Annotated in this window: 15 protein-coding genes; 12 read left to right on the top strand and 3 right to left on the bottom strand. The window is 49.7% G+C overall.

Going from position 1 to position 19,099, the window contains the following annotated elements; genetic code table 11:
- The first annotated feature begins 131 nt into the window (after nucleotides 1-131).
- The 3 genes from VV089_RS19950 to VV089_RS19960 all read left to right on the top strand — a co-directional run bounded on the left by VV089_RS19950 (nucleotide 132) and on the right by VV089_RS19960 (nucleotide 8,167).
- A complete protein-coding gene (locus VV089_RS19950) occupies nucleotides 132-5,609 on the top strand; it encodes a fibronectin type III domain-containing protein (protein ID WP_334337132.1) in 5,478 nt (1,825 codons plus the stop codon).
- An 82-nt stretch (nucleotides 5,610-5,691) separates the two neighbouring features.
- Nucleotides 5,692-6,966: a hypothetical protein gene (locus VV089_RS19955; protein WP_172543644.1), complete on the top strand. Its 1,275-nt coding sequence runs from the start codon at nucleotides 5,692-5,694 to the stop codon at nucleotides 6,964-6,966.
- 4 nt (nucleotides 6,967-6,970) lie between these two features.
- Nucleotides 6,971-8,167: a hypothetical protein gene (locus tag VV089_RS19960; RefSeq protein ID WP_334337133.1), complete on the top strand. Its 1,197-nt coding sequence runs from the start codon at nucleotides 6,971-6,973 to the stop codon at nucleotides 8,165-8,167.
- Between the two features lie 148 nt (nucleotides 8,168-8,315).
- On the opposite strand, the gene VV089_RS19965 is transcribed toward VV089_RS19960, so the two are convergent.
- Nucleotides 8,316-9,611: a class II D-tagatose-bisphosphate aldolase, non-catalytic subunit gene (locus VV089_RS19965; protein WP_334337134.1), complete on the bottom strand. Its 1,296-nt coding sequence runs from the start codon at nucleotides 9,609-9,611 to the stop codon at nucleotides 8,316-8,318.
- Between the two features lie 145 nt (nucleotides 9,612-9,756).
- Nucleotides 9,757-10,896, bottom strand: a complete 1,140-nt coding sequence (nagA, locus tag VV089_RS19970; RefSeq protein WP_334337135.1) for an N-acetylglucosamine-6-phosphate deacetylase — start codon at nucleotides 10,894-10,896, stop codon at nucleotides 9,757-9,759.
- Nucleotides 10,897-11,090: 194 nt separating this feature from the next.
- Between nagA and VV089_RS19975 the strand changes: the two genes are divergently transcribed.
- From VV089_RS19975 to yajC, 3 genes are read left to right on the top strand one after another with little or no spacing between them, the layout of a single operon-like run.
- Nucleotides 11,091-12,269, top strand: coding sequence for an SIS domain-containing protein (locus tag VV089_RS19975; RefSeq protein ID WP_172541685.1), 1,179 nt, complete (start codon nucleotides 11,091-11,093; stop codon nucleotides 12,267-12,269).
- A gap of 40 nt (nucleotides 12,270-12,309) precedes the next feature.
- Nucleotides 12,310-12,744, top strand: coding sequence for a PTS sugar transporter subunit IIA (locus VV089_RS19980; protein ID WP_334337136.1), 435 nt, complete (start codon nucleotides 12,310-12,312; stop codon nucleotides 12,742-12,744).
- A 3-nt stretch (nucleotides 12,745-12,747) separates the two neighbouring features.
- Nucleotides 12,748-13,035 (top strand): preprotein translocase subunit YajC, encoded by a 288-nt coding sequence (yajC, locus tag VV089_RS19985; RefSeq protein ID WP_334337137.1) that lies wholly within the window; start codon nucleotides 12,748-12,750, stop codon nucleotides 13,033-13,035.
- Between the two features lie 142 nt (nucleotides 13,036-13,177).
- On the opposite strand, the gene VV089_RS19990 is transcribed toward yajC, so the two are convergent.
- Nucleotides 13,178-14,374: an AraC family transcriptional regulator gene (locus VV089_RS19990; protein ID WP_334337138.1), complete on the bottom strand. Its 1,197-nt coding sequence runs from the start codon at nucleotides 14,372-14,374 to the stop codon at nucleotides 13,178-13,180.
- 211 nt (nucleotides 14,375-14,585) lie between these two features.
- Here VV089_RS19990 and agaB point away from each other — a divergent pair, with 211 nt between their 5' ends.
- The 6 genes from agaB (at nucleotide 14,586) to VV089_RS20020 (ending at nucleotide 19,093) form a co-directional block, all read left to right on the top strand.
- Complete coding sequence (agaB, locus tag VV089_RS19995; protein ID WP_172541003.1) at nucleotides 14,586-15,059, top strand: PTS galactosamine transporter subunit IIB; 474 nt, start codon at nucleotides 14,586-14,588, stop codon at nucleotides 15,057-15,059.
- Nucleotides 15,060-15,081: 22 nt separating this feature from the next.
- A complete protein-coding gene (gene agaC, locus VV089_RS20000; RefSeq protein ID WP_172541002.1) occupies nucleotides 15,082-15,873 on the top strand; it encodes a PTS galactosamine transporter subunit IIC in 792 nt (263 codons plus the stop codon).
- Nucleotides 15,863-16,666: a PTS galactosamine transporter subunit IID gene (gene agaD, locus VV089_RS20005; protein ID WP_334337139.1), complete on the top strand. Its 804-nt coding sequence runs from the start codon at nucleotides 15,863-15,865 to the stop codon at nucleotides 16,664-16,666. Before agaC ends, agaD begins: the two co-directional genes overlap by 11 nt.
- A gap of 287 nt (nucleotides 16,667-16,953) precedes the next feature.
- Nucleotides 16,954-17,430 carry a PTS N-acetylgalactosamine transporter subunit IIB gene (agaV, locus tag VV089_RS20010; protein WP_334337140.1) on the top strand — a complete coding sequence of 159 codons (477 nt, stop codon included), beginning with the start codon at nucleotides 16,954-16,956 and terminating at the stop codon, nucleotides 17,428-17,430.
- 42 nt (nucleotides 17,431-17,472) lie between these two features.
- Nucleotides 17,473-18,279, top strand: coding sequence for a PTS mannose/fructose/sorbose/N-acetylgalactosamine transporter subunit IIC (locus VV089_RS20015; protein WP_334337141.1), 807 nt, complete (start codon nucleotides 17,473-17,475; stop codon nucleotides 18,277-18,279).
- Nucleotides 18,269-19,093 (top strand): PTS system mannose/fructose/sorbose family transporter subunit IID, encoded by an 825-nt coding sequence (locus VV089_RS20020; RefSeq protein WP_334337142.1) that lies wholly within the window; start codon nucleotides 18,269-18,271, stop codon nucleotides 19,091-19,093. Before VV089_RS20015 ends, VV089_RS20020 begins: the two co-directional genes overlap by 11 nt.
- The last annotated feature ends 6 nt before the right edge of the window (nucleotides 19,094-19,099 follow it).

Below are 19,099 nucleotides of genomic sequence, written 5' to 3' on the forward strand. Positions count from 1 at the left end.
ACTCACAAAAAACGGCAGCTTAACTTTTCGCCCGCCGTTCATAAGGGAATGCTCCCGGCGGCGCCTTTGCCTTGGCCTGTGAGGCTGGTTTTTCGGGAGGATTCTAAGAATATATGAGGAGAGAGAAAAATATGAGGTACAGATTTTCGAGAGTTCTTGCAGGAATTCTGGTGATGATGCTGGTGGTTTCCTCCGGAAGCAGCACCGTATTTGCCGGAACGAATCAGAGGTTTGCAGCTACAGGGGTTGTCGGAATAGGAGAACCGGGAAATGCAGACGCCCCAGAGGAAGATACACAGTCCCCCAAGAGCGACGGGACAGATGGAACAACGCAGGCCCCGGATACAACAACAGGACAGCCTTCCGGGGATACTGCGCCTGAGGGAGGACAGCCTTCCGGCGACAGCACGCCTGGAGAAGCACAGCCTTCCGGTGGCGACGCACCTTTAGAAGGGCAGCCTTCCGGGGACAGCGCACCTGTGGAGGGACAGCCTTCCAAAGATACTGTACCGCCGGAACAGCCAGACGGGAACAGCCCGGTGCCGGAGGAAGGGCAGGATCTGGATCAGACAGAGCCTCCAAAACCAGTCCCCGGCTCTGTTGAGGTACAGATTATTTCGGGAATAGAAGTTCAGAAAGAACAGGAATTTCATGTGACCTTAACAGGTCCGGGCACTTCTAATACAAACATGGTTCTTCCTGCCTCCAAGACGGAAGGAAAGCAGGAGGAGGAAGCTCCAAAAGCCTTTGCCCGGTTTGCCAATCTGGGCAGCGGAGAATATACATTAACCATAGAAGGACAGGGCTATATCCCCTATGAACAGAAGATTGAAGTAAAAGAAAATCTGGGCTGCCGGATACAGGTTTACACCGGAAGCCTTCCCCAGTTAAAGCAGGAGAAGGCTCATCCGGGCGTGCTCCTCTACGGAGATGTTAACAAAGACGGCAAATTCAGCGGTGAAGACGAAAAAACTATTCTGAACGTAATTGAGAACACTTCGGAGGATACAAGCTGTGATCTCAACGGCGACGGAAAGGTGGATCTGCTGGATCTGAATTATTATGCCGCTTTGTCGGAAGTAAAACCGCAGTCCTCTACCCTGGAGCTTTTGATTCCCAATGAAGCAATGACGCTGAAAGAAGGAAACGGCACGAATGTCAGCGGCGATCTGGACAATCTCCTTAAGGGCGGAACCGGAAATGTGGGCCTTATTCCCACAGGAGGAACCATATCCGGGCAGAGCCCTGTAGCGATAATGTTCGACTTTGGCGGCTCAGAGGCGGAGCTTGGGGGGATTGTCATTCAGTCTCCGAAAAACAGTGAGCATGCTGTCCAAGCGGGAATGGTTCAGATTCACTATCAGGATGGCAGCGGTCAGGAACAGTATGAATACGTAGACTTTTCTGCTCCGGGCAATCTGCGTATGCTGAGCGCTCCGTCCTACGGAAAAAGCAGTCAATTTACGAGCTCCTGGGATCCCAACGGAGCCCTCTGCATTAATCTTGGGGGAAAGGTTGCCGTTAAGCATGTGATTCTGGTGATCACAAAGACAGCCAAATCCCAGAATCTCGCGGAGATCTCCCGGGTGGAATTTGTCAATGACATGGAAAGCAGGATTCCGGAGCCGGCAGCGGATATACCCGTGGGACTTAAGGCGGATCCGGCAAACAAGTCCTTTACCATAAGCTGGAACAAGGCCAGCAATGTAACAGGCTACGAAATATCCATCACAAAGGGCGGCAAGACAGAGATCCGCAAAACAACCTCCACCAAGCTGACTGTCAGCCAGTTTGACAAGGACGATCTTGAAAACGGCACCGAATATATGGTAAGCGTGCGCTCTACAAACGGAGCCTGGAAGAGCGCATACTGCGATGAGCTTCCGGTGGTTCCCAAGGTCAGCGGAAAGCCCCCCGCGCCGGACGGAGTATCGGTAAAGGGAAGCTATCGAAGCGCAGACGTGCGTTGGAAGAAGACGGAGGATGCAGACAGCTACAACGTATACTGGAAGGAAGAAGGGGCAGCGCAGTTCCAGAAAATTGCAGGAATTGAAGGGCTCTACTACCAGATTGGCGATCTGAAGGACAATACAAAATACATAGTCTATGTAACGGCATCCAATGAGCTGGGAGAAGGCCCCAAGTCTATGGAGGCTTCCGGGAGGACTATAAGCGGCCTCATTGACGCAAAGCTCCCTGCTTACCGTCTGATCAATACCTCCAACGGAAGCGGCGTGCTGAGCAGCCATATTAAGGCGGCGTCCATAGGCGGAGCCGGCGTTATGGTGGACAGCGCTCTGGATACGGAAAAGAAAAGCGCACTGGGACTCCTTGACAACAACTATGCGTCTTATGTCCAGGTAGAAGACTGGGATTACGGCGGAGCCTATCCAGGCGGAGACAAGGGTATGACCGTGGAACTGGACAGTGTCTATGACCTGGGAATGATAGCTTTTGCAGAGCCTCTGGATCTGGGAGCTTATATGTATGCCAACGTGCAATACTGGGATGAGAACGGCACGAAGCAGAAGGTAGAAAATATCACCATGCTGAAAAAGCGGGCAGACGGCCGGGACTATTACCTTATAAAATTCAAGGAACCGGTCCGCACTTCAAAGGTGCAGTTCGGAATCGGACGGTACAACGGCGGCCTTAGAAAGACAACCGTATCGGAAATACGCTTCTATGAATACGACAGTATCGAACAGGATATTATGAACCTGTACGAGGATGATCTTCATATCACGCTCCGGGAGGATGTGACAGCGGAAACCATTGACGCGCTGCAGAAGCGTCTGGATACTGCAGATCCGGTAAGCGGAGAATATCATCCCGAACGGACTGCTCTTCAAAAAGAGCTGGATACGGCAAGAAAGCTTCTGGAGACAGGAGGCCTGAACGGCGTTCTCTATGTGAACCCGGATATTGCAGGTGCTAAGGATGCCGGAATTTCCGTAGGAGGCTTAAATGCATGGCAGCCTCTTGGAGTTACGGCCGCAGCAGGCGACGATCTTGTAGTATACGTGGGCTATCCGGGAAAGAAGGAAGGGGCGGCCACATCCTTAAGCCTGGTATATACCCAGCATCATGCGGAATCCTCTGCCTTAAGCGGCAGTGTAAATCTGAAAATCGGCAGAAATGAAATTAAGGTTGGGGAGATCTGCTCCACGGATAAAGAACGGGGAGGAGCCCTTTATATTCAGTATAACGGAAACAACAGCCGGGATGCCTATGCAGTCCGGGTCAGCGGCGGAACCAGCTATCCGGTGCTTTGTCTGTACGGGGTATCAGAAGAAGAAAAGAGCCAGCGGATACAGACATATGTACAGGAGCTGAGAGACTACGTATCAGAGCTTGGCAAAAAGCACGAAGAGCTTCACGACGGATCTGAGAATGAGAATGTAAGATATGCATACAATAAGGCAGAGTGTATTCTGAATCTTACAGATATTCAGACAGATCAGATGATGCTCTCGCTTCCGGCCAGCCAGGTGCTTGCAGGGCTGGGAGAGAATCCGGAAGAACGGCTTTCCCAGACAGTACAGGCTATGGGAGATATGCTCACGCTGTTTTATCAGCATAAGGGCTTGACCGATTCCTTTGCGGAGGGAACCAACAGCAGTATTATCGACAAGAACCATCTGCCATATCGGTACTTGAATATCCGTTATATGAAGATGTTTGCAGGAGCCTTCATGTATGCGGCAGGAAATCACATCGGTATCGAGTGGAACGAAACCTCGGGAATGATGAGCGGCCAGCCGGTCGTATCAGACGAACGGGGAAGATATCAGAGCGGCCGGTATTACGGCTGGGGAATTGCACATGAGATCGGACATAATATCAACCAGGGCGCCTATGCTCATGCAGAGGTGACAAATAATTATTTCTCTGTGCTGGCCCAGGCCAAGGACGATAACAGTACAGTCCGCTTCAAATATCCGGAGGTATTCAAGAAGGTAACCTCGGGGACAGAGGGGGCCGCAAGCAATGTATTTACCCAGCTTGGTATGTACTGGCAGCTTCATCTGGCCTATGACCGGGATTATAATTACAAGACTTACGGAACGTATGATGAGATATTTGACAATTTATTCTTTGCAAGAGTAGACAGCTATGCGAGAGATACCAGCCGGGCTCCCAAGCCGGGCGGAGTGGCTCTTACCCTGAACGGGGGACGGGAGCAGAATCTGATGCGTCTGGCAAGCGCAGCCGCAGAAAAAGATTTGAGCGAATTCTTTATCCGCTGGGGTATGCGGCCGGATACGGAAAGCACAGCCTACATGAAGCAGTTTGAAGCGGAAAAACGAGCCATTTACTATGTGGACGATACGGCCCGTGTTTACGAGATGGAGCATGCGGGCGGAGCCGGATTTGCCGGAAAGCAGGCGGCGGCAGCCACGGTTTCGGAAAATAACAGCAAGGTTACTTTGAAGATGACCTATACAGGGGGAGATCCGGAGCTTTTACAGGGCTATGAGATTACCCGTGTGTTTGTGGAAGGAGGAGAGGAGCGCCGTGAGACGGCAGGCTTTACCCAGACGGATACCTTCACGGATGAGGCAGCCTTTGCAGCCAACCATGTGATCCGCTACGAGGTGACAGCCATAGATAAATATTTGAACCGTGCGGACGTATGCCAGGCAGGCACCGTAAAGATAAAAGGCGACGGGCTGCAGGATAAGAGCGCATGGACCGCTTCCACGAATATGACCTCCGGCGAGGATTCCAAGCCTGACGGAACAGAGGATCTTCCCTGTGAGAGCGAAACCATATCCGCAGTAACGAAGGTGATTGACGGTAATCCGGGCACGGTGTATACCGGAACGGCAGGTACGGAAGATCCTTATATCCTTCTGGAACTGAACCAGAGTACGCCGGTATCGGCTTTGGAATACACCTTCCCGTCCGGCGGACAGGCGGCGACGGATTATAAGATTGAGATCAGTGAGGACGGCCAGGTATACCGGGAGGTAGGAACCGGAACCTTCGCACAGTCAGGCGGAAAGTCAAGAGTCTACTTTACCAACGGCAAGGACAACTGGATCTGTACCTACGATGCGGCGTATGTGAAGCTGACGGCAGTTGGGCAGCAGGGAAAGAACATTTCCGTGGCAGAGCTTGACCTGTACGGGCCTTCCGGAGATAATGTGGAATTTATGACGGTGGCCGACGGACAAAAGGCCGTTGGAAAGCTTGCAAGTGATTACCAGTACGGGAAGAAAGGGGAAAAGATTCCGAAGGATTCCATCATATTTACGGGAACGTATAAGGGAAATCCGGCATATAATGTGGTGGTGCTCTACGACGAGAACGGAAATATTGTAGGCGGCACGGACGAAGACGGAACCTTGACGGCACACCAGATTATTCTGGCAGAGGATCCGGGGAATGCATTGCTGGGCGATACCTCAGACGGAACCTGGATCTACTGGATAGAACCCTCGGCAGGCATTTCTGCCGCAAGCCTTCCCGGGAAGGTGCGTGCAGAGCTTTACAGGGTGGACAATGCACTTACCAATGAAGGCCAGCGGTTAGTCAGCGATACGGAATTTATAACCGTACCTGGAACACTTCCGGAAATAAGTCTTAGCAGCAGTAAAAAATAGAGCACGTGAATGAAGATATCTGACGGGTTATGGTTTGTCCTGTGAACGCCGGCCGGTCAGAGCTGCAGCAAGGGAGGCACTTATGAGAAATAAATTCATTCTCTGGCTTGGAATTTCACTTGTCTGTTTTACGGCTTTCGTATTGTCGGTGAGGGCTGGGGAAAAGGAGACCGTGTCCTTAAACAATGTAAACGGGGGGATCGAGGCGACTCTTGAACTTCCTGTCGGGGAGAACCAGAACGGAACCTTTACCCCTCCGGAGGAGGTTGTGGCCATACAGCTCAGCTTCCAGCTTTCGGGACAGGGAAGCATAAAAAAAGAAGATGTTTCTTTTGAGTTCGGAAGCAGTATTCCCCAGGGCGTAATGAAGGAGTATCGTTACCAGGAGGATACAGGAGTTTTAAACATTTATATTTCCGGGAACAAGAATATTTACAACAGTAAAAATATTTCTCTGGGAAAGGTGGTTGTAAACTCTGAGGAAAAAACGACTGTCAAAGTAGTAAAAGACAGCTTTAAGACTGTAAACAGCGCCCACGGCATGTATGAGGGCGAGGTCAATACCGGCAATGGGGGGCAGAGCATCAACAACGGCGGCCCAAGCGGAGGCAATGCCGATGACGACGATGTGGGAGAGGAAATGAGACCTCCGGAGGAAGAGGAGAAGCCGGATGAAGGAAGCGACGGCCAAAATACCGGCGGAGAGAATTCCGACAGCGGAAGCTCCGGCGGCGGAAGCTCTTCCGGCGGGGGGCATGACAAAAAGAAGGACAAGAATAAGCCGTCCGCAGGAACTACCGGAAGCGCCCAGAAGATTCTGGACACCGTGTTAAAGGATCCGGCCAGTGAAGACTCTTTGGAATCAGATCCGGATTGGAGCCTGGAAAACGATGATTCCCAGGAGGAATCGGAGGAAAAGGAGCCCTTGATTCCGGAACATTCCCTATGGGAAGACGGGGCGAAGCTGTGGAGAGAAAAGACCGGGGCCATCGGTATGGATGTATGGACAAAGATATTCTTCGGACTTTTTGCAGGATCCGCAGCAGTTGCAGGAGGAATCGGCGTCAGCATGGCGGTACGGACATCCGGAAAGCGGAAGCGCCGGAAAAAGCGCCGTGTACATGGGAGCGGAAGCGCTTATGCGGCGGCAAAGGCGCGGCAGCAGACAGTTCATGCCCGGAGCAGGAGCAGACAGACAGGAAAGCGTGCCGAACCGGGACGAAGGACTTCCAAGGCCAGGCAGACGCAAAGAAGCAGGACAACAGGCAGGACACAGAGCATGCATACCGGCCGGGAACGGCCCGTATGGAAGGATAATAAGAAGCCCTATGTCAGAAAGAAGAGAAAGATAGGCTGAGACAATGAAAAAAATAAAGAGACTGTGGATTGCGTCAGTCTGCGTTCTGTTGTTTCTGACGGGATGCAAAAAAGAACAGGATATCCAGAAACAGCCGGACGCAAAGGAGCAGGAGCAAGAGAATAGGAGCGAAGAACCAGACATAGAACAGGCGGCAGAGAATCCGGAAACCGGGATAGAGGGCCAGGAGAACGTGCCCCGTGATCTGACCAGTGAGGAGCTTCGCGGATTCACCCAGTGGATCAACGGCAAAAGCAATTACGGATTTTTACTCTCTGAGTATACAAGGCCCCAGGATGTGGATCTAAGCCAGGTATTTTATTCGGGGGCGGGTATTGAAACTGCGCCCTTGAGCAAGGCAGAAGAGGAGGCATACTTGGAAATTACCGGTGAGGAGGAAATCTACACGGACTATACCAGGCTGACGACAGGTGAGATCGATGAATTTCTGAAGGAGAAGCTGGGGCTTAGTCTGGAGGATATGACGAAAGGATTACCCTGGGCCTGCCTGCCGGATTCCGACGCATGGGTGTGGCAGCATGGGGATACCAACTACATGAATTTTACCTGCGTCAGCGGCAGGCAGATAAGTGCGGATACCTATGAGCTGGAATGTGTGCCGGGGGACGAGAATTACGAACCCGCTGTTCCTTCCTGCCGCCTGACTCTTCAGAAGCAAGGGGAAGATTATCAGTTTCTGTCCAACATCTATACGGCAGGGGTGGAGTATTCCAAAGAGATCTGGAAGATAGAGGAGCAAAGCTTCAATGTAGACTTAGGGGCTCCATGGGGAGACGTGTATTTTGTATCCTATGCTCCGGATAAAAGCGTCAGTGGAAACCGTGACGTGACCTTCAGCATTATCAAGCCCAGCGACGGAGCAGAGCTTTTTCGATTTCCGTTTATGGAGGAAGGGGAATATCGGAGAAACGAGCAATTTCAGGAGGTTCAGGCAGTCAGCTTCAAGGATTATGACGGAGACGGTAATCTGGATGTGATTATACTCATAGAGTACCAGCTTTTCATATACAATGAAGAAGAGGGCGACCGGAGACAGGAGGTGCGCTTGTACCGAAGCCGGCCGAAGGAAGGCGACTTTGTGCTGGATACAGACCGGATGGATTATCTGAGCATCAATGATTTTGACCATTCCATTGAAGAAATTATGGAACATATTGACGAAGCTGGAAGGCCGGAATAACCGGGAGGAAAAAATAGCAGCGAGATAGAAACAACAAGAGAAAAACAGCAAGAGAAAAGCAAGGGGCTGTCGGGAAAGATAAGAGAATCAGAAAAGTCTGATGTTGTCTTTCCCGACAGCCCCTTGACTGTGATGAATGTATATCTGCTTATTGGGCTACGGCATATTCATAATCAAGCATAAAGAAGGTGACGCCGTCCAGGGCAAGCTCCTTGGGATCCAGCGGAAGGAGGCCGTCCCGGACCTTGGCATAAGTAACCGGCATATACTGATGAAGCATATTCATGGGAACAGGATACTCCTTCAGGTTAGCGAAGAGCTTGTCAATGGCTGCCGCTACCTCGGGCTGGCCGATGTAGTAACGGGCGCGGTCAGAGAAGCTGTACTTTCTGGCCAGGGCAAGCTGCTTGTCATCTCCGTGGTAATGCTTCTGCCAGTTGCCGGGCTGGGCCAGCATCACCCGTTCCAGTGTCTCGATAAAGCCGGCGCGCTTTTCCTGGGGAACAAGTTCTTTTTCCATAAAGCTTAGGGCAAAGAGAGCCTCCCGAAGGCCATAGGTAAGAGCGGGGCCTACCTTTAGGATGGCAATACCGTCCTGAACCATGTCTTTTAAGCATTCCGGACTCTGGTAATCAGTGGAGTGGCCTTCAAAGCAGACCTCCGGATATTCCTTTAATGCAGCGCAAAGGCCGGCTGCTGCATCATGGCTGTATAAGAATACCTGATCGTCGCCGAACTCGACGCCGGGCTGAACGACAACAGCCACAACATCCTTCCAGCCTTCTCCTACGCCGGCTTCTTCAAAGATGCGCTTGTAGGTGGCAACCGTATCCTGGAAGGCAGCAGGACTTGTAACGGTCAGGCTGTCCTCTGCTTCCTGTGCGCCGCCGGGAATCGGAACCTCGCTTCCGATGACAAAAACAGGGCGGAGGGCGTCGGGCTTCTCGGCCTTCAGCTCCTCATAACCTTTCATGGATGCTTTGTAGAGCTCAGCACCCCGGCGGGCGATGGTTTCCGTAGACAGAAGTCCTTCCGGATCATCGGCTACCTTCATACTGGTATCCAGATGGATCTTGGTAAATCCGGCGCGGGCATACTGATAGACCAGTTCTACGGATTTTTCCATGGCTTCTTTTTCGGGAAGGTTCTGCCAGGTTAAGGGGCCCAGATGATCGCCCCCCAGAATAATCAGATTTTCCGGAACGTCAAATTCCTTTGCCATCTTTATAATCATTTCGTAAAAATCACTGGGAACCATTCCCGTATAACCGCCGTACTGGTTTACCTGGTTGGCGGTTGCTTCAATCAGCACCGGAGTGTTCAGAAGCTTTGCGCGTCTTAAGATAATCTCCAGTACCAGTGGGTTGGCGGTGCAGTAGGAGGGAATTCCGCATTTCTTTCCCTGTCTGCGCTGTTCCATCATTTCTTGAATCGGATGTTTCATAGTCTTATCCTCCTATTAAAAGTCGCTGCGCGACAGCACTAAAGGGTAAAGCTGCTTCGACACACCGGTAATGAGAGAAACTTTTATTCGAAAAGGCACTCATAAAAGTTCCTCTCGTGCGCCTTTGCGGCTTTACCGTCCATTTTTACAGCTGTGCCCTGCCCAGGCAGTAGGTCTGATGTACCTTGTAATCCGGCTCCAGTACAACCAGATCTGCGTCCATGCCGACGCCGATAAGTCCCTTGCGGCCGTCCACGCCCAGGCACCGGGCGGGATTGATGGTGCAGGAATTGATGGCATAGTTGAAGGGAACCATAGCCTCTTCCACCAGAATCCGCAGCCCCTCGTTCAGACGTAAGGTAGAGCCGGCCAATCCTCCGGTTGCGGTTAAATGGGCGCTTCCGTCAGGGTAGATCTCAATCTCGCTGCCGCCGAAGATATAACGGCTTCCGGCAGGGGATCCCTTTGCCATCAAGGCATCGGAGATCATAATGGAATAATCCGGCCCTTTGGACATAAAGTAATTGTTCAGAGCCGCCGTAGTGGAATGATTGCCGTCGCAGATGAGCTCCCCGTACATGGTGCGGATGCGGTAAGCGGCGCCTACCAGTCCGTTGGCCCGGTGATTAAAGGGAGTCATACCGTTGTACACATGGGTCATGGAACGGGCGCCGTGTGCATAGGCCATAACAGCCTGATCGTAAGTGGCGGCGGAATGGCCGATGCTTACAACCACACCCTGCTTTGTGAGATAATGGGTCAGAGCAAAGTCATCGTCCGTCTCAGTGGCCATAGTGATGTACCGGATATGCCCCTTGGCAGCAGCCTGGTAACGCTCAAACTGTTCAATGGACGGCTTTACAATGTGCTGCTCCGGCTGGGCTCCCTTGTACACCATGTCCAGATAGGGCCCTTCAAAATGAATGCCTAAGATCTCAGCGCCCTCATAGCCTTCCTCCATTACTTTTGCCACATTGGCAACAGCGTTGGTCAGAACTTCCTCGCTCTGGGTAATAGTGGTGGCGAGAAAAGCGGTTACACCCTCGTCCACTACGTTTTTCGTCCAATTGCGCAGGCCCTCTTCATTGGCGTCGTTGGTATCGAAGCCGTAAGCACCGTGACAGTGGATATCCAGAAAGCCGGGAACAATGCGCAGACTGCCGTAATCCTCATCTGCTGTCTGACTGCCATAGGGAAGGATGTCCGAGATCTTACCATCCGTTACCTCAAGCATTGCAGGAACAAATTGATCCGCAATCCAGACTTTTTTACTTTGAATCAGCATAAAAAACCTCCTGTCCGAAAATAAAATTGGAATAACTTTATTATATCACCGAATAAACAGAATAGGTTGCATTTTTTAAGCTAATCATTATTAGTTTTAGTACTTCTATTGTTTTTTGGGAATTTCATGGGTTATAATCGGGACATAATAGGATGTGCAGCACAACATAAAACAGCAAAGGAGGATTTTAAGAAATGAGCATATTTGGCATTTCACAGGAGAAGATGAAGGAGACATCTTCCGTATTTACTCTGACCGAGATTCACCAGCAGCCTTCCACATGGAAGAAGACCTGCGCACAGCTTGCGGCCTGCAAGGAGGAGCTTCAGGCATTTCTTGACCAGGTACTGGGAGCGGAGGATTTTGACATTGTTCTCACAGGAGCCGGAACCAGTGAATTTATAGGCAATTCCTTATATCAGGCATTGAACGGAAGATACGGCTATAAGGTAAAATCTTACGCTACCACAGATATTGTGCCCTCTCCGGAGGATTTCCTTTCCAGAACAAAGCCTACGATTCTGGTAAGCTTTGGACGTTCCGGAAACTCACCGGAGTCCATCGGAGCCGTGGAGGCGGCAGAGGTTGTATGCCAGAACCTCTATCATCTTTTTGTAACCTGCAACCATGAGGGCAGCCTTTCCAAGATGGCGGAAGGCAGAGAGCACTGCTTTGCCTTGAATCTCACGCCGGAGACCCACGACCAGTCCTTCGCCATGACCTCAAGCTTTTCCAATATGTACATGGCAGCTTATCTGGCCTTCAATCTGGATCGCCTGGAGGAGATTACGGCACAGATTGACAAGGTATGCGCGGCTGGAACAGGCTTCCTGGAGGAGAAATTTGCCCTTGCACAGCAGATTGTAGACGGCTTTGACTTCAACCGTATTGTATATCTGGGCAATGTAGCTTTGAAGGGCGTTTCTCAGGAATCCGCTCTGAAGATGCTGGAGCTGACTGCCGGACAGGTGGCTGCCATGTATGATTCACCCTTAGGCTTCCGCCACGGCCCTAAGTCTATCATCGACGACAGAACCCTCACGGTGGTATACTTAAGCGATGACGAGTACCGCCGGAAGTACGAGCTGGATCTGATTAAGGAGATGAGCCCCCAGAGAAAGCAGAACCGCATTGCTGCAGTGATGAATACGCCTTGCGAGGAAGCAAAGAAGCTGGCAGACTATACAGTAGAGTTCGGCGTTGGACAGCCTCTGGAAAATGTACTTCTCGGCTTTGACTACATTCTGTTCGCGCAGACCCTGGCGGTACTGAAATCCCTGTCCCTGGGAATCACCCCAGACAACCCCTGCCCCACAGGAGAGGTGAACCGCGTGGTGAAGGGCGTGACTTTGTATCCCTATACATTAAAATAAAAAACAGAATATTACGGAACTTAAATAGGAGGATGTAAGGATGGTTGGTTTATTGATTACCGGACACGGTCATTTCGCAACGGGGCTTGGCTCAAGCCTGAAGCTGATCACTGGCAACACAGAGAACATTGCATATGTAGATTTTGAGGCGGATCACTCCACCGATACATTAACAGAGAATCTGAACAAGGCCTTCGACGAGCTGAAAGGCTGCGACGGCGTGCTGGTTCTCTCCGATCTGGCAGGAGGCTCACCCTTCAAATGCGCCGTAGAGTGCAAGTTTGCCAGAGGGGATCAGGCCATTGAGGTCATTGCAGGCTCCAATCTCCCCATGCTGATTGAGGGCTCCATGATGATGGGAGCATTCGATTCTCCCCTTGATATGGCGGAATCACTGATTCCTACAGGGAAGGATTATATCATTCGGTTTGAGCTTGCGGCTCATGAGGACAATGCGGAAGAGGATGGAATTTAAGCGATGGGTATAAACTGGGAAGTAGTTAGCTGGACCTGTATCACATTAGCGGTTATAATGGGAATCGTCGGACTGATTCTGAGTTTTATTTCCGCCAAAAATATGCGTAAGCGCAGAGAAGCTCTGGGAGAAGTCCACACAGAGCTGAAGATTGGAAGCAAGATTATGTTTGCCGGAGGAATTTATGGAAAAGTGGTAGGCATAGAGGAGGAAACCGTAAATGTGGAGGTGGCCAAGGGCACGGTCATTCAGATTTCCCGGTATGCGATCCAGGCGTTGGCTGATTCATAGGATCAAATCAGATGTGAAAACAGATAAGAACCGCAGTCAAAGAGTTTTGATGCTCTCGGACTGCGGTTCTTCTGTATTCTGAAAAGAAAGTGCCTTCAGCGTACAAGGCTGCGTCCCTTTGTCCGCCGTGGGAGCTGCGGCCTTATACCTTGAAAAGCGTCTTGGCATACTCGCTGGGCGCCATCCCGTACTTCTGGGTAAAGGCCCTGGAAAAGTAATGAATGGAATTAAAGCCAAGCATCAAGGCAATTTCGCTGATGGTATATTTTCCCTCGCAGATCATCTGGCGGCTGGTCTCCAGCTTCAGCTCATTGATGTATTTCTTCGGCGGCTGATCCAGGTTTTCCTTAAATAAAATCTGTAAAGAAGAGCGGGACAGGGAAAACTTCTGGCAGATCTCCGCAATGGTAATAGGCTCGTAGATAGTTTCGTCAATGTAAGCCAGGATTTTTTCCAGAAGCTCATCCTGGTAGTGCTGTCTGGCCTCCGTTACAGGCTTCTCATTTTTCTTGCCGATAAATGCGGACTGGAGAAGCCGGATAATCGTCTCCTGGAGCAGGCAAAGCATCAGGCTGTTCATATAGGGAATCTGGGAGGTGCTCTCCATAACAAAGGTTTTGATAAGGGTATGTATTTTTTTGTCGTAGGTGAATACTTTATTTAACAGCAGCTCATAGTGATGGCTCTCTACATCATAAACAATTGTTTCCATGTCGAAAATAATGGTCACATAGGAGCAGGAACAGCCGTCAGGAATGATCTGGGTGTGGAACTGTCCCGGGCCGTAGATCATCAGCTCCCGCTCTTTTAAAGAGTAGGCTTTTCCGTCCACCTCTGAGGTCATACACCCCCGGTCTACGTAGGTAAGCTCAAAGTAAGAATGCTTCTCTCCTCCGAATTCATAACCGGAATCGCGGATAGAGTAGAAATAGCCAAGGATTTCGCTGATTCGGATGCGGGGAAGGATTCGTTCAAACAGGTAAGGCGGTGAGAGGGCCTCCACGGTAGATGCGTAGGATGTGACTGTGATTAGCTTACAGGTGATACTGGATGTAACGGCTACAAGAGAAAAATAAACGCCGGGTTTTATTCTTACAAAGCGGTGGACGGCAAAAACCTCTAACATGTCAGCCTGGGGGGCATCTCCCACCAGGAGAGCCGCCATGCCTTCCTGCATCTCGAGATATACTTCACAATTAAAATGGTAGAGCTGGCTGATGCTTCGCCGGGCGATGAGCCGCCAGTTCCTGCTGATCATGCCGGTCTGTTCCAAATCGACAGGCGTTTCATACACAGAACCATAGTGCTCAAATGCTGCGCTGGATGTTTTTAATTGCATATTTTGACCTCCATAACGAAAATATTATACAGGCTTTTGTGAAAGATGTCTACAAAATATTAAATATTTATAAAAAAACAGTAAAAAAACATAAAAATAATAAGAAGATTACTAATTATTATAAATACTTAGTAGTGAATTATGGTTATAATAATAACACGCTATAGGAAATTTCCAAAAAGAATCATAAATTTTATAAGGAGGGAGCAAAATGCCCAACATTGTTTTGACAAGAATTGACAATCGCTTAATACACGGACAGGTTGGCGTTACATGGACGATGACGCTGGGGGCCAATCTGATACTTGTAGCCGATGACGAGACATCGGAAAACGAGCTGATGCAGCAGCTTATGACGGCAACGGCCAAGTCGTCAGGAGCGGGAGTCCGGTTCTTTACAATTCAGAAGACCATTGATGTGATTCATAAAGCGGCGGAGCGTCAGAAGATTTTTATTGTCTGCAAGACACCGAAGGATGTGCGCAGGCTCATTGAAGGGGGCGTGCCAATTAAGGAAGTGAATGTGGGCAACATGCATTTTTCACAGGGAAAGCATCAGATTAGTAAAAAAGTGTACGTAGATGACGCAGACCTTGCAGATTTAAAAGCCATTCGGGACGCGGGAGTTGATTTATATATCCAGGATGTGCCTGGTGACATAAAGGAGCGTATCAAGGAAATTTAGACGAGAGAAAGGAACACTATTTATGGAAATTACATTGATGCAGGGCATTGGCCTGGCAATTATGGCAATTATTGTAGGTGTGGACTTCTGGCTGGAGGGCTTGTTTATTTTCCGGCCCATTATCGTAAGTACTCTGACAGGCGTGATTCTGGGAGACGTGCAGCTCGGCCTTTTAACCGGCGGTATTACAGAGCTTGCATTCGCAGGACTGACGCCGGCAGGCGGAACCCAGCCTCCCAACCCGGTTCTGGCGGGCGTTATGTCCACGGTGATTGCATATACCACAAAGACTGAGGCTTCAGGCGCCATGGCGCTTGCGCTGCCCTTCAGCTTTCTGATGCAGTACATCATTCTCTTCTGCTACTCCACCTTCTCCTTCTTTATGAAAGGTGCGGATAAGGCAGCTGAGGAAGCAGACACTGCCAAGATCGTAAAGATTAATATGACTTGTACTGCGATTATCGCGCTTTTGTACGGACTTGTAGTATTCCTCTGCGCCTATGTTGCGCAGGACGCCATGAAGACCTTTGTAGAGATTCTTCCTGCATGGCTGACCCATGGCTTCGAGGTAGCCGGCGGAATCCTTCCGGCAGTAGGATTTGCAATGCTGTTAAAGGTTATGTTAAAGGGAGAATTTGTTCCCTACCTGCTTATCGGATTCGTAATCGCCTGCTTCCTGGATTACTCCAATCTGCTGCCCATCGCAGTAGTAGGCGTTGCTTTGGCTTTGTTTGTATACAATATTGAGAAGAGCACAAAGGCAAATGCATCAGTTCAAAATATGGCAGAGGAGGGCGAAGAGGATGGCATCTAATGAAAATAAGGTTTTGACAAAAAAAGATATTAATAAGCTGGCACTTCATTCCGTGCTCCTGCAGGCGGGCTTCAATTATGAGAGAATGCAGTCCTGCGGCTTTCTGCAGGCACAGCTTCCGGCCCTTAAGAAGATTTATAAGGATGATAAGGCCGGCCTGTCCGCAGCCATGACGGATAACTTGGAATTTATCAATACCCATCCCAATCTGGTGGGCTTCCTTATGGGGCTTTTGATTTCCATGGAAGAGTCACATTCGGACCGCAGCATTATCAAGGGTCTGAAGGTTGCCCTGTTTGCGCCCCTGGCTGGTATCGGCGACGCTATTTTCTGGTTCACCCTTCTTCCCATTGTGGCAGGTATCTGTTCCTCCATGGCCATGGAAGGAAGTGTAATGGGCCCCATCATCTTCTTCCTGGTATACCTGGCAATCTTTATTATGAGATGGTTCTGGACCCGCTTGGGGTATAACCTGGGTGTAAAGGCAGTGGCGCAGATTACAGATATATCCGAGGTTCTGGCAAAGGCAGCTACGGTTCTTGGCTGTACCGTAATCGGCGGACTGATTGCTTCCTATGTAAGCATCAACGTACAGACGGAGATCGTGGTAAATGAAGCAAAGACGGTTGCCCTGCAGGCGGATTTCTTTGACAAGATCTTCCCGAATATCTTATCCATCGGATATGTATTCTTAATGTACTACTTCCTTAAGAACAAAAAGGTCAGCCCGGTAGTGCTGATTGTAACTACCTTTGTTTTGTCCATTGCACTTTCCTTCCTGGGAATTCTGTAGGACAGAGAAAAATATAAACAGATTTTTATAATTTAGAGAGGGATTTCAGAAAGCCTGTAAAGGTGAATGAAATCCCTTTTTGTTTTGGGAAAATATTATGCAATATAGCTAAAGTTCAGAGCAAAATAATAAAAAATCATAAAAAATAATTAAAATTTTATAAATAAAAACGAAAATAATAAAAAAATTGTTAAAAGTTACAAAGACTAACATTTGGAAAAATATTATAATTAAGCCACTCTGAACGGGATTTTCGGAGAAGAATCATTATCTAAGGAGGGAGTATTATGCCCAATATTGTTTTAACGAGAATCGACAACCGTCTGGTTCACGGCCAGGTGGCAACACAGTGGTGCGGCAGCATTGGCGCGAACCTGATTCTGGTAGCCAACGACGAGGTAGCAGGCAACAAGCTTCGTCAGGGACTGATGGATATGGCAGCCCCCAGCTATGCGGCTATGCGCTACTGGACACTGGAGAAGACCATTTCTACCATTCATAAGGCATCTGACAAGCAGATGATCTTTATTGTCTGCGAGACACCCCAGGATGTTCTTGCACTGGTAGAGGGCGGTGTGCCGATCAAAAAAGTGAATATCGGTAATATGCATATGGCGGACGGCAAGCGTCAGGTTGCCGGCTCCGTAGCTGTAGACGACAGCGACGTGGCTGCCTTTGCAAAATTACGGGAGCTTGGCGTGGAGCTTGAGATTCGGAGAGTTCCCACCGAGGCTTCGGAGAACATTGAGAAATTGTTCAAATAAGTAACCTGTTGAATTATTATGGGAAAGGAGATTGTATAAATTATGGAATTTAATGCAATTCAAGTTTTACTGGTCGGCGTATGGGCCTTTATTGTAGGTATTGACCAGTACAACCTTTTAGAATCTTTGTACCAGCCCATCGTAACCGGTGCGGTTGTGGGAGCCATCCTTGGCGATCTGCATACCGGTCTGGTTGTAGGCGGTACATATCAGCTTATGACAATCGGTAACATGCCGGTCGGAGGCGCACAGCCCCCCAACGCAATTATCGGAGGAATTATGGCAACCGTATTTGCCATCGGTTCCGGACTGGAGCCCGCGGCGGCCGTAGGTCTTGGCGTGCCGTTCGCACTTTTCGGACAGTACATGATTACGCTTGTGTTCACCGTTATGTCTCCCCTTATGTCTACTGCTGACAAGATGGCGGAGAAGGGAGACACAAAGGGAATTGTTCGTCTGAATTATCTGGCTATGGGAGCTCTTGGACTTCTGTTTGCAGTTGTATGTGTCGGCGGTCTTCTTGGAGGAACAGCTCTTGGTACTACCCTGCAGGCTATTTCCGATAAGTATGGATGGATTATGGACGGCCTGGGAGCTGCAGGCGGAATGATGCGTTTCGTTGGTTTCGCTATCCTGCTCCGTATTATGCTTTCTAATGAACTGTGGGGAATTTACTTCGCAGGCTTTACACTGGCAACTGTTGTCGGATATGTTCCGGGACTTTCCGGTTCCGCACTGCTCCTTGTTGCATTCGTAGGTATCGCAATTGCACTGAATGACTTCCAGACACGCGTTGCTATCAGACAGAATGCAGGAAATGGAAATGGAGGTGACGAGGATGGCATCTAATGCAACACATTACAACAATCTGACACCGGCGCAGCCGCTGGATAAGAAGACTTTGAATAAGATGGTATGGCGTTCCCTGAACCTGCAGGGCTCCTTCAACTACGAGAGAATGCAGTCAGGCGGATGGCTCTACGGTATTCTCCCCGGACTGGAGAAGATCCACGGGGACAATGAAGAGGACCTTAAGATCTCCATGGGACACAATCTGGAGTTCTTTAATACACATCCTTTCCTGGTAACCTTTGTAATGGGTATTGTGCTTTCTCTGGAACAGCAGAAGGCAGATATTGATATGATTCGTGGTGTCCGCGTGGCGGCTATGGGCCCCCTTGGCGGTATCGGTGATGCTATTTTCTGGTTTACTTTGGTGCCGATTACGGCAGGTATTACATCGCAGATGGCCATAGACGGCTCGCTGGCCGGACCGATTCTGTTCCTGCTGATCTTTAACGCAGTACAGTTTGGAATCCGTTTCTGGCTGATGAACTGGTCTTATAGACTGGGCTCCAAGGCCATTGAGTTGCTGACGGCCAATGCAAAGGAATTTACCCGTGCGGCTTCTCTCCTTGGCGTATTTGTTGTAGGCGCTCTGACCTCCAACTATGGTGCAACTGCCATTAAGCTTCAGTTTGAAAACGGCGAAAGCCCCATTATCATCCAGGATATTTTGGACGGTATTCTTCCGAAGCTGATTCCGCTGACCATTACTCTGGGCCTGTACTTCTTAATTAAGAAGAAAGGCTGGACTCCGGTTGCGTGTATCGGATTACTGCTGGTAGTAGGTCTGCTAGGCGCACTTATCGGTCTCTTCTAAAGAGCG

It is taken from the genome of Candidatus Merdisoma sp. JLR.KK011 (assembly GCF_036941125.1).
GTDB lineage: Bacteria > Bacillota > Clostridia > Lachnospirales > Lachnospiraceae > Laedolimicola.

Excerpts from the sequence above, each read along its gene's own strand:
- agaB (WP_172541003.1), top strand. The coding sequence starts at position 14,586 with ATGCCCAACATTGTTTTGACAAGAATTGACAATCGCTTAATACACGGA.
- VV089_RS19950 (WP_334337132.1), top strand. The coding sequence starts at position 132 with ATGAGGTACAGATTTTCGAGAGTTCTTGCAGGAATTCTGGTGATGATG.
- agaD (WP_334337139.1), top strand. The coding sequence starts at position 15,863 with ATGGCATCTAATGAAAATAAGGTTTTGACAAAAAAAGATATTAATAAG.
- VV089_RS19990 (WP_334337138.1), bottom strand. The coding sequence starts at position 14,374 with ATGCAATTAAAAACATCCAGCGCAGCATTTGAGCACTATGGTTCTGTG.
- VV089_RS19960 (WP_334337133.1), top strand. The coding sequence starts at position 6,971 with ATGAAAAAAATAAAGAGACTGTGGATTGCGTCAGTCTGCGTTCTGTTG.
- VV089_RS19975 (WP_172541685.1), top strand. The coding sequence starts at position 11,091 with ATGAGCATATTTGGCATTTCACAGGAGAAGATGAAGGAGACATCTTCC.
- VV089_RS19955 (WP_172543644.1), top strand. The coding sequence starts at position 5,692 with ATGAGAAATAAATTCATTCTCTGGCTTGGAATTTCACTTGTCTGTTTT.
- agaC (WP_172541002.1), top strand. The coding sequence starts at position 15,082 with ATGGAAATTACATTGATGCAGGGCATTGGCCTGGCAATTATGGCAATT.
- agaV (WP_334337140.1), top strand. The coding sequence starts at position 16,954 with ATGCCCAATATTGTTTTAACGAGAATCGACAACCGTCTGGTTCACGGC.
- VV089_RS20020 (WP_334337142.1), top strand. The coding sequence starts at position 18,269 with ATGGCATCTAATGCAACACATTACAACAATCTGACACCGGCGCAGCCG.
- VV089_RS19965 (WP_334337134.1), bottom strand. The coding sequence starts at position 9,611 with ATGAAACATCCGATTCAAGAAATGATGGAACAGCGCAGACAGGGAAAG.
- VV089_RS19980 (WP_334337136.1), top strand. The coding sequence starts at position 12,310 with ATGGTTGGTTTATTGATTACCGGACACGGTCATTTCGCAACGGGGCTT.
- nagA (WP_334337135.1), bottom strand. The coding sequence starts at position 10,896 with ATGCTGATTCAAAGTAAAAAAGTCTGGATTGCGGATCAATTTGTTCCT.
- yajC (WP_334337137.1), top strand. The coding sequence starts at position 12,748 with ATGGGTATAAACTGGGAAGTAGTTAGCTGGACCTGTATCACATTAGCG.
- VV089_RS20015 (WP_334337141.1), top strand. The coding sequence starts at position 17,473 with ATGGAATTTAATGCAATTCAAGTTTTACTGGTCGGCGTATGGGCCTTT.